The sequence below is a fragment of the Stratiformator vulcanicus genome, assembly GCF_007744515.1.
In the GTDB taxonomy this organism is placed as follows: Bacteria; Planctomycetota; Planctomycetia; order Planctomycetales; family Planctomycetaceae; genus Stratiformator; species Stratiformator vulcanicus.
In genome coordinates this window covers 2,615,346-2,629,656 of sequence record NZ_CP036268.1, presented here as the reverse complement: position 1 = coordinate 2,629,656, position 14,311 = coordinate 2,615,346, and the positions used below count along the sequence as shown (strand labels likewise).

Below are 14,311 nucleotides of genomic sequence, written 5' to 3'. Positions count from 1 at the left end.
GACGTGATGCGAGATGTCGCGGCCCAATCCGGCCTGAGCGAATTCGATCAGCTATTCGACGCGTTTTGCGAAGACGCGCTCGACGCTGACGGCATGCGCCGGATGGAACGCCTGGTGATTGAAGACCCGCAGACGCGCCGTCGCTATCTCGAATTGATGTGTCTGCATGGAACGCTTGTGTGGGATGCGGCTTTAAGCGATCACCCGCTGAAGCAGCCTGTCACGACTGAAGAACGACGCATTCGAAAACGATTCGCGTCGGCAATGGCCTTAGCGGCGGCGTTACTCGTCGGTTTGTCCGCAGCCCTTTACAGCCTTAGCGGAAATCAAGAGGTCCCCGTTGTAGTCGATGCTGATCCGCAGACTGACGTGATCAGCGAAACGCCGGAAGACTCGATAGGGTCGTCGCCTGAGGTCGTCCTACCGGAGCGTCGACCGATCGAACTGGCAGCCACGGCCGATCCTGAAACGAACTCAGCGGTTAATGAGTCGTCGCCCGATGAAGCGGATCGCCCTGCGTTGATGGGAGACGAGTTCGCCCGAAACGGTTCGCCTCTAAGTAGTCCGGAATTAATCGCTTTCATCGACCAACGTTTGGAAGCCGGATGGCAGGATGCCGGCATTACTCCCTCCGACCGCGCGAAGCCGGGCGCATGGCTGCGGCGGGTGTCTCTCGACATCACCGGTCGAATTCCCCAAAAAGAAACCGTCGATCAATTCCTGTCCGCAGACTTGTCTACACGTTCGGCCTCGGCACGTCGGCTGATCGTCGAGCAACTTATCGCCTCGGACGAATACGCCCGACATCTCGGGTCGGTCTGGACGAATTTGCTCGTCGGGCGGCAGCCGGAACGATCGACGGATCGCGAATTTCTCGAACTCTATATGACGCGGAGTTTCGCCCGAGATCGCGGTTGGGACGAGATCGTAGCCGATCTGATCTCAGCCGAGGGTTCCCCAAAGGAGAACGGAGCGGCTGGTTTTCTGGTCGCGCACGTCAACAACGAAGCGGTTCCCGCAACGGCAATTACGTCGCGCGTACTTCTTGGCACGCAGGTTCAGTGCATGCAGTGCCACGATCACCCCTTCAACGATTGGAAGCAGTCCGACTTCTGGGAGCTTAATAGCTTCTTTAAACAGGTGGACCTTGTTGAGCGCAAGCAAGGCGACCGAATGTTCGGCGAGCTTGTGGAGCGGTCGGGCGGCGGGCCGACGTTTTATGAGAATCGTCGCGGCATTATGAGGGCGGCTTATCCCAAGTACGGCGGCCACGAAGTCTCCGAAGCGGCCGAAGTAAATCGGCGTGCGGAATTGGCCCGCCTGATCTCAACGGGGAGTGACCGTCAGTTGGCTCGGGCCTTCGTGAACCGAACATGGGCGCACTTTTTCGGGGCGGGTTTCACGCGGCCGGTCGACGACATGGGCCCGCACAATCCGCCGTCGCATCCTGAGATTCTTAATGCTCTGACCGAGGCGTTCGTAGCCTCCGAATACGACGTGCGGCAGCTCGCGCTTTGGATTTGCAGCACCAAGGCCTACGCACTTTCGAGCCGCTTCAGTGAAGACAACACGATCGACGATCCCGCGGCCGGACACATGCCTCTGTTCAGCCGGGTCTATGTAAAGCCGATGACCGTCGAACAAATATATGACTCGTTGGTTGTCGCCTCCGGTGTTGAACACGGCGGAATTCCTGACCGCGATGAGTGGTTGGGGCAGTTCTTCTTCAACTACCAAAACGATGAGAATGACGAGGCATCGACTGTCGGGACGCTACCTCAGGCGCTGGCCATGATGAATAGCGAATTAGTCGATGAAGCACTTGAGGTCAGGCCCGGCCGTCGCCTCTACGACATCGCCACCGCGCGAGCATCTGATGCCGAAAAAATTAAGGATGTTTGCCGCACGATCCTTTCTCGCAATCCCACCGCAGGCGAGATGGCCGCCATCAAGCAGTTGATGCGAAACAGCCGCACCGGTCCGCAGACATCGCCTGCAACCGGGTTGCAGAATTATGCTTGGGCGCTGCTGAACTCCAATGAGTTCGCATTCGTGCCGTAGAGAGGCGTTGTGAATTTGTTAAGCCGCGACCGCGAGGGAGCGCTCCCTGCCGGTAGCGGCTAAAAGTACTCTTCGCGATATACTCAGTCCATGATCCTGCACGTCGACATGGACGCTTTCTACGCCTCGGTCGAGGAGCGCGACCGGCCGGAGCTGCGCGGAAAGCCGGTGGTCGTGGGAGGGCGCAGCGGCCGGGGTGTCGTCTCGGCGGCAAACTACGTCGCCCGAAAATTCGGCATTCACAGCGCGATGCCCGGCTTCAAGGCAAAGCGGCTGTGTCCGCACGCCATCTTCGTGAAGGGGCGGATGTCGCGCTACGCCGAGGTGTCCAAGCAGATCCGGGAGATTTTTCACCGATACACGCCGCTGGTGCAGCCGCTATCACTCGACGAGGCGTTTCTGGATGTGACGGGTTCCGAGCGGCTGTTCGGTCCCGCTGTCGATGTCGGTCGCCGCATCCAAACTGACATCGGCACTGAGCTCGATCTGCCCTGCTCGGTCGGAGTAGCACCGAACAAATTTTTGGCCAAGATCGCAAGTGATCTGGAGAAGCCCAACGGCTTTACCGTCGTGCAGCCGGGGACCGAACTCGATTTCCTTGCCCCCCTGTCGGTGAGCCGCATCTGGGGCGTCGGCCCGGTCGCCCAGAAGAAGCTCGCCGCACTCGGCATCGAAACGGTCGCGCAGCTTCGAGCCGTCCCGATGGACATCATGAAATCCAGGTTCGGCTCACATGGCGAACACCTTGCGCGCCTGTCGCGAGCTATCGACGACCGTGAAGTGATTCCTGATCACACGGCCAAGTCGATCTCGCACGAACACACATTCGGCGATGACATTCGTGATCTCGAAATCCTGCGAAGCTGGCTGCGTGAATTAACCGATCAGGTCGGCCGCCGCCTGCGTCGGCACGATCGCAAAGCTCGCACCGTGACCTTAAAAATTCGTTATGAAGACTTCGCGACCTATTCGCGCTCCCGCACCTTGCCGGAGCCAACCAATGTCACCGAACTATTTTGGCGGGCGGCGGACGAATTACTGCGTGAGCACTTACCGTCGCGCCGGCTGTCGGTCCGGCTGCTGGGCATTGGCGTCTCGCAGATCGAAGCGTCGCCGCTGGTGCAACGATCGCTGTTTGACGAAGACACGTCGCGACTGCAGCAACTGGACGGCGTCTGTGACGAGATTACCGAGCGATTCGGTTCCGGAGCAGTAAAGCATGCGTTGTCGCTGGGAGTCGGGCGACGAGAAGCATCCGAGAACACCGACGATCTGAAGCAGTAACGCACCGAGTTGGGCTTGCGGAATCCTCTGTCTCACGCCTCCTTAACGATGTATAATTCGGCGAGGAGGAACTGCCATGTCGACCGACACCGCTGCAAAAAAGCCGATCACCGCACAGAATCATCCGATTCTCGATCGGGCGGATCGAGGACCGCTACTGCAAAACGGTGATCGCATGGACGCGGATGAGTTCATGCGACGCTACGAAGCGTCGCCGGGACTGAAGGCGGAGCTGATTGACGGGAGAGTTTACGTGGCTTCACCGGTACGCAACAGCAGGCACAGCGTCCCCAATTCGAGCTTCACCTGGTGGGTCACGCACTACGCGATTCACACGCCCGGCGTCGAACCCGGAACCAACGGGACCGTCGTTCTGGAAGATGACAATCTTACACAACCGGATGCACTACTTCGCATCTTGAAGAGTTCGGGAGGCCAGTCGGACGAATCGGACGAGGACTATATTGAGAATGCCCCCGAACTCGTCTGCGAAATTGCCGCCAGCAGCGTCAATTATGACCTCCACGACAAGCTGGAACTTTATTGCCGCTCGGGCGTGAAAGAATACATTGTCTGGCGTGTCGAAGACGGCGAGATCGATTGGTTCGCCGGGAACGAAGGCCGCTTCGAAAAGCAGCAGCCCGGCGAAGACGGGCTTTATTATAGCCAAGCCTTCCCGGGATTATGGCTCGACGCTAAGGCGATGCTGTCGGGCGATCTAAAGACGGTGCTCGTCAAGCTGCAAACCGGCATTAATGCACCGGAGCACGAAAAATTCGTCGAGCGACTTGAATCAACCGCGGGCGAACGGAAGGCGTAAGCCTTCTGGTATAGAATTAAATGCGAGAATAACGCCAAATACTATCTGCTTAACTTCGCCGCAGTCAGCGTATTCCTTAATAACATCGCCCGCGTCATCGGTCCGACGCCGCCGGGCACCGGGGTGATTGCCGACGCCACGTCGAGTAGCGCTTCGTAATCAACGTCCCCGACGAGCTTGCCGGTCGATTCGTCTCGATTAATGCCGACGTCAATCACTGCTGCTCCCGGCTTCACCATGTCGGCGGTAACGAACTTCGTCTTACCGATCGCGGCGATCAGGATGTCGGCCTGTCGGGTGATTTCGGAGAGGCCTTTCGTACGGCTATGGCAGATAGTCACGGTGGCGTCACCTCCTGCGCCGCGCTGCATGAGCATCATGGCGAGTGGCTTGCCGACGATCTCACTGCGGCCCAGCACGACGGCGTGGGCACCCTTGGTCTCAATTCCGCTGGCGATCAGTAAGTGCTGACAGCCGTGCGGCGTGCAGGGGAGAAACCGCGGTCGGCCCTGCGCGATCCGACCGACGTTCTCAGGATGAAAGGCATCGACGTCTTTGGACGGATCGATCGAGTCGAGAATCGTTTGCTCGTCGATCTGTGCCGGCAGCGGGAGTTGGCACAGGATGCCGTGCACGTCCGGGTAGTGATTCAGACTCTGGATCAGTTCGAGCAGGTCGGCCTGCGTCGTCTCAGCGGGAAGCCGATGCAGCGTGCTCTTGATCCCGACCTTCGCGCAATCAGCCTCCTTATTACGGACATAGACGGCACTGGCCTGGTCATCGCCGACGAGGATCGCGACGAGGTGAGGCGTAACGGAGGTCGAAGCGTGAAACTCAGCCACATCCGCGGCAATCTTTTCCCGCAGATCGGCCGCGATCGCTTTGCCGTCAATAATCTTCGCGGGCATGTTTCTGGTCCTCTCCCCCGAACTCGTAGTCTTCAAATTGCAACGTAGCCACCGCCGAGCGATGAGGCAAAGTCGAAGTGCGATCATCTGTGATCGGCCCGACGGTTCCCGTCGCGACGAAAATCCCGGTCAGCACCAATCCTGCGTAAAAGCCCGCGACGAGGTCGTCGAGCATGATTCCGACTCCGCCGTGGAAGTCTTCCATCAAACTGACCGGCCAGACCTTGGAAATGTCGAACAGCCGGAACAAAGCGAACCCGATCACGGCGGTTGCCGGCGTCACCGGGACGAGGGCGTACACGATAAAAAAGGCGGCAATTTCATCGATCACGACCGCGGGCGGGTCGTCGAGGCGAAGATGACGTGCGGCAATTTCGCACACAATCGTCCCACCGACCAAAACTAACCCCGCAACCGGCCAATAGGCCCAAATCGGCAGGAAGTATTGCACGCCCCACACCAGCGGCGGCCCCAAAAGGCTCCCCACCGTCCCCGGGGCGATTGGGCTGAGCCCCGTGCCAAAACCGGTCGCCAGAAGCAGGCAAATCCGCGTCCCGAGCGGAAGCGATGACTTCGGCTCCGCGAGCCTGCCCTCAAGGTCATCTTCGCCTTCGTTTCTTTCCCGCACGTATCTATACTCACAGTAGATGGGCCCCCGGCCCGGACCAGGAACAAATTTGGCTAAAACAGACATCTGGGCGAATTGAATTCAGCAGGCTGACGCGTGCTGCTCGCCCGTTTGAACGCGGATAGAGGCGAACATGGCGGATCAGGCCGAACTGAGCAAGTTGGAAGGCATTAAAGCTTCCAGTAATTACCTTCGCGGTTCGATCGCGGAGGAACTGCAGAACGATCGCCCCGACTTCTCCGGCGAAGCGATCCAACTGCTCAAACACCACGGAACCTATCAGCAGGACAACCGCGACCTGCGCAAGGCCAAAGGGCCAGACGGCAAGCCGCTGGGAAAACAGTTCTCCATGATGGTCCGCACGCGAATCCCCGGTGGCCGCGTCACCGCCGAGCAGTTTCTCGCGGAAATCGACCTGGGCGACCTGTTAGGCGAGGGAACCGTCCGCATCACGACGCGGCAAGGTTTCCAGCTTCACGGCGTTCCCAAGGGAAGCCTGCGGGAGACGATCCGCAAGATCAACGAAACCAAACTGACCACCTTCGCCGCCTGCGGCGACGTGTCCCGGAACGTGATGGCCTGCCCCGCCCCGTTCAAGAGGGACAACGTCCGCGAGGAGATGCAGCGGATGGCGTTCGGACTCGCCGAATTGCTCCGTCCGCAAACGAAAGCCTATTACGACCTGTGGCTGCGAGATGACGCCGACCCGCAGAACCTGAAGGCCAATCTCAGTGACGATCCCGCTGAGCCGGTGGAGCCGGTTTACGGTGAAGTCTATCTGCCCCGCAAATTCAAGATGGGGATCGCCCTGCCCGAAGACAACTGCATCGACGTCTACACGCAGGACCTCGGATTTCTGGCGATCGTCGAGGAGGGCGAGATTGTCGGCTACAACGTGCTGGTCGGCGGCGGCATGGGCATGACGCCCGCGAAGTCGGAGACGTTCCCCGCGCTCGCCAAACGCATGGCATACGTCACGCCCGACCAAGTGATGCAAGTCGCAACCGCCGTCGTGAAGGTGCAGCGCGATCACGGCAACCGCGCCGACCGCAAGCAAGCCCGCATGAAGTATCTGATTGCAAAGCAGGGCCTCGAATGGTTTAAGGCGAAGGTCGAGGAACACTTCGGAGCATCATTGCCGGAGCCTCATCCCGCCGATGTAACCGACGCCCCAGACCACATGGGCTGGAATGAGCAGGGGGACGGAAACTGGTTCCTCGGTCTTAATATCGAGAACGGCCGTGTTGCCGACTTTGAAAATGGCCCTAAATGGAAGACCGCGCTGCGGGAACTGCTTCAGACCTACGGCATGGAGATTCGGCTCACCGCACTGCAGGGAGCGATCCTGTGCGATATTAAGCCGGAGGACCGCGAGGATATTAACGCGATCCTTAAGAAGCACGACATTAAACAGGCCGCGGAACTTTCGCTGGTCCGTCGCTATTCAATGGCTTGCCCGGCGCTGCCGATGTGCGGGTTAGCCGTGACGGAGAGCGAACGGATATTCCCAACCGTGATCGACGACATTGAAAAGCGGATCGCTCAGTACGGCCTCGCCGGCGAACGAATCACCATTCACATGACTGGCTGCCCCAACGGCTGCGCCCGTCCCTACACGCCCGACATCGGCCTCGTCGGCAAGGCGAAAAGCCGCTACACCGTCTACCTCGGCGGTAACGACATCGGCACCCGCCTCGCATACATCTATAAAGACCTCGTGCGGGAAGAACACGTCGCCGATGTGCTCTCCCCCGCCCTGCAATACTTCAAACTGGCCCGCAACGACGGCGAAACCTTCGGCGACTTCTGTGCCCGCGTGGGACAGGAAGACATCGAGCGCTACGCCAAACTATTGGAACAGGAAGCGAAAGTCCTCTCCGGCGAACTCGGTGCTCTCAGCGACGACCAACTGGCGGAGTTCATCGAGAAGTTCGCCGATGACCTGAGCGCCGAGCAGTTAGAATCGATCGTGACGGAAGGCCAGAAGCGAACCAGAGCTGGTGCGAATGGTCGCCTTGGCGAATATCTTGTCGATGCCGAGAAACGATTTGACGTTCTACGGACGTAGACTCCGGTACAAGCCGCGCACGAAGTAAGCGGATCCTTTATAAGCCCGATGCCGGACCCCGAACTCACTGATTTACTCTGGACAGTCGCGCCTACCAGTCTGCTTTGGTTTTTTTGCGCGGTGATCACGACCCCGCTTCTGTGGCAGCTTGTTCGTCTCGCTTGGCGAGACGTTCGAGATGACCGTCGGGATCGGCTGCGAGTCGTCGCTCTGACAGGTTTTTGCGTCGCATTGATGGTGGCGATGCTCGTTCTCATGAGCTGTCCCCTAGCCCTCATATCGCTAACCTATCTCTATCCACTAACACTTTCGCCACACTCAATTTATTTCCGTCTATTCGTCGCGTCATTCGTGATATGGCAGTTAAGCTTTACGTGGATTATCTTCCTCGGCGGCCGCAACGTTCGGCAACTTTGGCAGCAGTATCGCCGAGCGGTTATGGACCGGAAACGACTTCGACCGATACTTATTTACGGCCGATTATTTCGGATTCGAATACGAACATGCCTGCGCTCGATGGACAGGAAGCTGTGGTAGATTTCGTCACGAATCCCAATCACAACAAGCCGCGCACGTAGTAAGCGGATCACACGGCCCGCCATCGCTGGGGTCTATCCGCTTACTTCGTGCGCGGCTTGTTGGGCTTAATCTCGCTACGGCAATCCGCTTACTTCGTGCGCGGCTTGTAGGGCTTAACCTCGCCACGGGGCGATGCTTCGCAATCGCGGCTCCCGCAGATAGAGGGCGATCCAAAGCACGACGCCGATCGCTGCCTGAACGTAGAACGGATCGCCCGCCTGCACATGGGTGGCGATCGCGCCGCCCATGTATCCGGTCAAGAGGATTGCGCCGAGAATTGCCGTCTGCGGAATGAGGAACAGGACGGTGCAGATTAATTCGGTAATCCCGATCGGAATGATTGCCGATTCCGGGTATCCAAACTCGGTAAAGCTTTTGCGGACGTCTTCCGCCATCGAGAGCTTGAAGCCGGCGCTGGCAAAGAGCATTAATGCGGGGAGGACGGTTAAGACCCAACCGACAATCGAGGCCGCCTTGGAAGGCTTTGATGAGCCCTTCTTTGTCTCGACAGCATTAGCGGGGTCACTCATCGTTAACAAATCCTCTTACTGCGTGCGCGACTTGTGGGCGGCACTTACTTATTTCGCTTTGGCAGCAAAGGCTTTCATGCCGCGGTAGCGGGCTTGGTCCTTTGCCCTCGCCTCGTATTCCTGCTCGCCGCGGGTGATACGCATTGTGGCTTCGGCCAATTTCTCGGAAGCCTCCGGCGCGTCGACCTCTCCCTTTTTCAGGGCGCGATTGGTCAGGACCGAAGCCGTATCGTCAGCGACCTGCACGAACCCTCCGTCGAGAAAGAAGTGTCGCGCCTCGCCCGAGTGATCGTAGACCGTCATTGTGCCGTAGCCGAGCCGACCGACCATGGGAGCCCGGCCTGGGAAAACGCCGGCCATGCCGTCAAACAGAGGCAGCGTGATCGAGCGCACCGGCTCGTCGAGGAGCGTGCGCTCGGGAGTGACGAGAATCAGTCGAAGATCGCGGGCCATGATCGAACCGAACTTTGCTGGACTTATGACCGCGGAGCCGTCGGGGAAGGCGGAGCCACGGCCGCGGGAATCTCTTCAAATTTATACGCGTTGATCAACAGGTCGGTCAGTGTCACCACCGCTCCGGGGTCGCCGCGGAATTCCACCAGATAGGTTTGTCGCTTCTGATCGAATCCCTTGCAACGCGCTTCGTCCGAGAACCCGCCGGGGTAATGAAACCGGTACCACCGGCCGGGCACAAACTCGAACACATTGGCCATTAGGGGCGTCCTACTTTTCCATTTCCTTGGCCTGCTGCTCGGCTTCTTCAATCGGGCCGACGTAGCGGAAGGCCGTTTCCGGCAGGTGATCCCACTTGCCTTCACACAGTTCATCGAAGCTGCGGATCGTGTCGTCAAGCGACGTGAAGTTACCCGGCTTACCGGTGAACGGCTCGGCCACGAAGAACGGCTGCGAGAGGAACTGCTGAATCCGGCGGGCACGGTGCACGATGAGCTTGTCTTCTTCGGACAGTTCGTCGACCCCGAGAATCGCGATGATGTCCTGCAATTCGCGATACCGCTGCAGAATCTGCTTGACGCGGTTGGCGACTTCAAAGTGCTTGTCGCCGATGTATTGCCGGTCGAGAATTCGGCTCGACGACGAGAGCGGATCGATCGCGGGGAACAGACCACGCTGGGCGATCCCGCGGTCGAGATAGATGAACGCGTCGAGGTGGCTGAACGCCGTCGCCGGGGCCGGGTCGGTCGGGTCGTCGGCCGGGACGTAGACCGCCTGCACCGAGGTGATGGCTCCCCCGGTCGTGGAGACAATTCGCTCCTGCAACTCGCCCTGCTCGGTGCCCAGCGTCGGCTGATAACCCACGGCCGACGGCATCCGACCCAACAGCGCCGAGACTTCCGAACCGGCCTGCGAGAAACGGAAAATGTTGTCGATGAACAGCAACGTGTCGGTACCGGTCGTGTCGCGGAACCACTCGGCCATCGTCAGGCCGGTCAGCGCAACGCGAAGGCGAGCCCCGGGTGGCTCGTTCATCTGGCCGAACACCATCACCGTGTTCTCGATGACGCTCTTGCCGTCGCCCATCTGCGTATCACGCATTTCGAGCAGCAGGTCGTTTCCTTCGCGGGTCCGCTCCCCGACTCCCGCGAACACGGAGTAACCCCCGAACTCTTTCGCGATACGGGCGATGAGTTCGGTCAGAATGACGGTCTTCCCGAGGCCCGCCCCACCGAACAGACCCGCTTTACCACCGCGGACGAACGGCGTGAGCAGGTCGATGACCTTGATCCCGGTCGTGAACAGTTCCGACTTCGGGCTCAGGTTTTCGAGCTTGGGCGGGTCGCGGTGAATCGGCCATTTTTCGGCAGTCTCAACCGGACCGCGACCGTCGATCGGCTCTCCGAGGACGTTGAACACGCGGCTCAGGGTTTCATTCCCGACCGGCACCGACAGCGGACCGCCGGTGTCGACAACTTCCATCCCGCGGACCATGCCGTCGGTCGAACCGAGGGCGACGCAGCGGACGCGACCGCCGCCGAGGTGCTGTTGGACCTCGCCGGTCACGTCGACCTTAATCCCTTTAGTCTCCGCCTTGACCGTTAGGGCGTGATAAATCCCCGGCATGTGCCCTTCAGGAAACTCGGCATCGAACGTCGAACCGATGATCTGAGTGATACTGCCGACCTGAGTTGCTTCTGCGACGCTCATTTTTCACTCCGGAAGCTGTCAGCATTCAGCCGTCAGCTATCAGCTTTTCTGCGATCAAATTTGTTATTGAAACGAGCTGACAGCCGAGAACTGACAGCTGAGAGCTTTATTCCAACGCTGCTGCACCGCCGATGACTTCGGCGAGTTCGGACGTAATCTGGGCCTGACGGGCCCGGTTATATTTCTGTGAGAGCGTGCCGATCATCTCGTCGGCATTCTCGGTGGCCCCCTTCATCGCGACCATCCGGGCAATCTGCTCGCTGACGGCGCTATCGAGGAAGCACTTAAACAACCGGGCCTTGAAGGCCGCGGGGACGATCTCCATCAAAATGTCTTCGGCCGAGGGCAGAAATTCGTAGTCGATGGTGCTGCCGACGCCCGCGTCATCTCCGGCGGCCAAATCGCCAATGGGCAGCAGCGTCTCAATGATTGCAGTCTGTTTGCCGGCCGATTCGAATCTCGTGTAGGCCACGTCAAGCCGGTCGAGCTTTCCACTCGTGTAGTCCTCAATGTATCGGTCGGCGAGTTCTTCGACCTCATTGAAGCCCGGCTTGTCTTCGAAATTCGTATAGGTGCGATCCATCGCGATGTCCTGAAACTTCAGGAAAGAGATGCCCCGCTTCCCGCAGACCTCGACTGTCGTATCGAGCGACTGCTTCTTAAGTGATTTATAGCGGCCCGTCGCCTGGCGCAGCACGGCGGCGTTGAAGCCTCCGCACAGCCCGCGATTCGATGTCAGTACCAGCAGCGTGACGTTCTGCGTCGAAGCCGGCTGGACCAACAGCGGATGCGAAATTTCACCCGAGGACTTGGCGAGATCAGCAACGATTTCGGAAATCTTTCGCGTGTACGCAGCCGCCTCCGTCGCGCGATCCATCGCTTTCTTGAAGCGCGCAGTCGCGATCAATTCCATCGTCCGCGTAATCTTGCGGATGTTCTTGACCGCCTTGAGGCGTTTAACAATTGCGCGGGCTTTGGCCATGTTTTCTTAAAAGCTCTTAGCTATCGGCTGTCAGCTATCAGCAAGTCCTTAAACACGAAAGCTGACAGCTAACGGCTGACAGCTGACGGCTTTCGTCAAACTCCAACTGCTTCCGCCGATTCAATTCGTTCCTTAATCCGAATCCGGAATTCATCGAGGGCGGAGTCGAGCATTGAGGTGACATCGTCGTTCCAGGCGTTGCCGCCGTCGAGGGCTTCGACCACTTCCGATTTCTCATCATTCATGAACGCTCGCAGTTCCTGCTCAACCTCTTTCAATTGGTCGACCGGAACGCCATCAAGGTAGCCTTTGGTGCCGGCATGAATGACGATCACCTGATCGGTCACGCTGAGCGGATCGAACTGCGGTTGCTTGAGCAATTCGACCATCGTGTAACCGCGGTCGAGGCGTTTCTGCGTCGCCTTGTCGAGTTCGGTACCAAGCTGCGCGAACGCTTCGAGTTCGCGGAACGAGGCGAGATCGAGCTTCAACCCGCCGGCGACCTTCTTCATGGCCTTCGTCTGAGCATTACCGCCCACCCGGCTGACCGAAATACCGACGTTAATCGCCGGTCGAATCAACGCGTTGAACAGGTCGGGCTCCAAATAAATCTGACCGTCGGTAATCGAAATCACGTTGGTCGGAATATAGGCCGAAACCTCACCTTCAAGCGTTTCGATGATCGGCAGGGCCGTCATCGAACCGCCGCCGTTTTCGTCGCTGAGTTTCGCGGCCCGTTCGAGCAATCGGCTGTGAGCGTAGAAGACGTCTCCCGGATACGCTTCACGGCCCGGCGGGCGACGCATCAGCAGCGACAACTGCCGGTAGGCCTGAGCCTGCTTCGAGAGGTCGTCGTAAACGACGAGCGTGTGCTTGCCCTGCGCCATGAAGTATTCGCACATCGCCGCACCGGCGTATGGGGCGTAATACTGCAGCGGGGCGGGGTCGGAAGCTGATGCCGACACGATAATCGTGTATTCAAGAGCTCCGTGTTCACGCAGCACCTCGGCCACGCCCGCGATGGCCGAATCACGCTGACCGCAACCGACATAGACGCAAATGACGTCTTTGCCTTTTTGATTGATGATCGTATCGAGCGCGACAGCCGTCTTACCCGTCTTGCGGTCACCAATGATCAATTCGCGCTGACCGCGACCGATCGGAGTCATCGAGTCGACCGCTTTGATTCCCGTTTGCAGCGGCTCGGTCACCGGCTTTCGATCGATGACGCCGGGGGCTGCGGTTTCGAGCAGCCAAGTCTGATCGGTGACGATCGGGCCTTTGCCGTCGAGCGGGTTGCCGAGCGGATCGACGACGCGGCCGAGCAGGGCTTCACCGACCGGGACCGAAAGGAGCTTGCCGGTCGATTTGACCGTGTCGCCTTCTTCGATCTCGAGGTAATCACCGAGAATAATGAGGCCGACGGAGCTTTCTTCGAGGTTGAAAACCACGCCGTTGACGCCGTTCTCGAACTCGACGAGCTCGCCAGCCATCGCGCCCGAGAGGCCGTAGCAACGGGCAATGCCGTCGCCGACCTCCAGCACGCGACCGACTTCGGTCGTCTCGAGCTCACCTTTAAAGTTTTCGATTTCACTCCGCAGAACCGAAGCGATCTCGTCCGCGTTGAATTTCATAGTTGGTTTTCTCTCGCAGTCGCGACCTTAGCTGTTTGAGCCGGGCCCGCACCGAGGAATCGTAAACGGTGTCACCGATTTGAATCACCATTCCGCCGATCAACTCCGGTTTGACGTTGGTCTCGACGACCGGGTCGAACGGAAGTTGATTGCGGAAGCGTGACTTCATCTGATCGAGTTGTTCGTCACCGAGCGGAACCGCCGTGGTCACGATAACGCGTTTTTGTCCGTGTAATCGCCGGCGGACCTTTTCGACCTGTTGCAGAATCAACGGCAATAAATCGAGTCGTTCCCGCTTGGCGAGGACACGCAAAAAGTTAGTGAAGACTTCCGAGCAATTCGGCGCGAACGCCTGATCGATCAGGTGCTGAACCCGGTCGATACTGAGCATGCCGCCCGACATCGCTGCGCCGAACTCCGGAAACTTGCCCGCAATGTGTTCGAAATAGGCATCTAACTCAGCGATCACGTCGTCAAGTTCATCCCCCGCTGCCTCGACCAAAGCCTGTGCATAGACCCGCGCGATCGACAGCGCGCTGGGGTCTTCCATCACGCTGCGAACACGGTCTTGGGCCAGATCGGCAGTTTCAGAGGACATAGGGGTAATTAATCGCGGGAAGGTTCTCGAAAGTTTGGAGTCGTATCGTTCCGTTA

The 14,311-nt window shown here is 58.9% G+C and carries 13 protein-coding genes; 4 read left to right on the top strand and 9 right to left on the bottom strand.

Annotated elements, in window-relative coordinates:
* Positions 1–6 precede the first annotated feature (6 nt).
* The 3 genes from Pan189_RS10295 to Pan189_RS10285 all read left to right on the top strand — a co-directional run bounded on the left by Pan189_RS10295 (position 7) and on the right by Pan189_RS10285 (position 4,165).
* On the top strand, positions 7–2,061 hold the full coding sequence (locus Pan189_RS10295; protein WP_145363833.1) for a DUF1549 domain-containing protein: 2,055 nt from the start codon (positions 7–9) through the stop codon (positions 2,059–2,061).
* Between the two features lie 90 nt (positions 2,062–2,151).
* A complete protein-coding gene (locus tag Pan189_RS10290) occupies positions 2,152–3,345 on the top strand; it encodes a DNA polymerase IV (protein WP_145363832.1) in 1,194 nt (397 codons plus the stop codon).
* A gap of 76 nt (positions 3,346–3,421) precedes the next feature.
* Positions 3,422–4,165 (top strand): Uma2 family endonuclease, encoded by a 744-nt coding sequence (locus Pan189_RS10285; protein WP_145363831.1) that lies wholly within the window; start codon positions 3,422–3,424, stop codon positions 4,163–4,165.
* A 41-nt stretch (positions 4,166–4,206) separates the two neighbouring features.
* On the opposite strand, the gene folD is transcribed toward Pan189_RS10285, so the two are convergent.
* Together folD and Pan189_RS10275 are read right to left on the bottom strand one after the other, a co-directional pair.
* On the bottom strand, positions 4,207–5,073 hold the full coding sequence (gene folD, locus Pan189_RS10280; protein ID WP_145363830.1) for a bifunctional methylenetetrahydrofolate dehydrogenase/methenyltetrahydrofolate cyclohydrolase FolD: 867 nt from the start codon (positions 5,071–5,073) through the stop codon (positions 4,207–4,209).
* Entirely contained in the window at positions 5,054–5,701 is a 648-nt protein-coding gene (locus Pan189_RS10275) for a phosphatidylglycerophosphatase A family protein (protein ID WP_310820312.1), read from the bottom strand. The genes folD and Pan189_RS10275 overlap by 20 nt, the downstream gene beginning before the upstream one ends.
* 133 nt (positions 5,702–5,834) lie before the next feature.
* Here Pan189_RS10275 and Pan189_RS10270 point away from each other — a divergent pair, with 133 nt between their 5' ends.
* Positions 5,835–7,769: an NADPH-dependent assimilatory sulfite reductase hemoprotein subunit gene (locus Pan189_RS10270; RefSeq protein WP_145363828.1), complete on the top strand. Its 1,935-nt coding sequence runs from the start codon at positions 5,835–5,837 to the stop codon at positions 7,767–7,769.
* A gap of 692 nt (positions 7,770–8,461) precedes the next feature.
* Here the strand turns inward: Pan189_RS10270 and Pan189_RS10265 are convergent.
* The 7 genes from Pan189_RS10265 to atpH all read right to left on the bottom strand — a co-directional run bounded on the left by Pan189_RS10265 (position 8,462) and on the right by atpH (position 14,255).
* The gene (locus tag Pan189_RS10265; protein ID WP_145363827.1) at positions 8,462–8,878 is read right to left on the bottom strand and encodes a DoxX family protein; all 417 of its coding nucleotides are present in this window, start codon (positions 8,876–8,878) and stop codon (positions 8,462–8,464) included.
* Positions 8,879–8,926: 48 nt separating this feature from the next.
* Positions 8,927–9,331, bottom strand: a complete 405-nt coding sequence (locus Pan189_RS10260) for a FoF1 ATP synthase subunit delta/epsilon (protein ID WP_145363826.1) — start codon at positions 9,329–9,331, stop codon at positions 8,927–8,929.
* Positions 9,332–9,354: 23 nt separating this feature from the next.
* Positions 9,355–9,591, bottom strand: coding sequence for a hypothetical protein (locus tag Pan189_RS10255; RefSeq protein WP_145363825.1), 237 nt, complete (start codon positions 9,589–9,591; stop codon positions 9,355–9,357).
* Positions 9,592–9,601: 10 nt separating this feature from the next.
* The gene (gene atpD / locus Pan189_RS10250; protein WP_145363824.1) at positions 9,602–11,041 is read right to left on the bottom strand and encodes a F0F1 ATP synthase subunit beta; all 1,440 of its coding nucleotides are present in this window, start codon (positions 11,039–11,041) and stop codon (positions 9,602–9,604) included.
* Positions 11,042–11,147: 106 nt separating this feature from the next.
* Positions 11,148–12,023, bottom strand: coding sequence for an ATP synthase F1 subunit gamma (gene atpG / locus Pan189_RS10245; protein ID WP_145363823.1), 876 nt, complete (start codon positions 12,021–12,023; stop codon positions 11,148–11,150).
* A gap of 95 nt (positions 12,024–12,118) precedes the next feature.
* Positions 12,119–13,657: a F0F1 ATP synthase subunit alpha gene (gene atpA / locus Pan189_RS10240; protein ID WP_145363822.1), complete on the bottom strand. Its 1,539-nt coding sequence runs from the start codon at positions 13,655–13,657 to the stop codon at positions 12,119–12,121.
* On the bottom strand, positions 13,614–14,255 hold the full coding sequence (atpH, locus tag Pan189_RS10235) for an ATP synthase F1 subunit delta (RefSeq protein WP_145363821.1): 642 nt from the start codon (positions 14,253–14,255) through the stop codon (positions 13,614–13,616). The genes atpA and atpH overlap by 44 nt, the downstream gene beginning before the upstream one ends.
* Positions 14,256–14,311 lie beyond the last annotated feature (56 nt).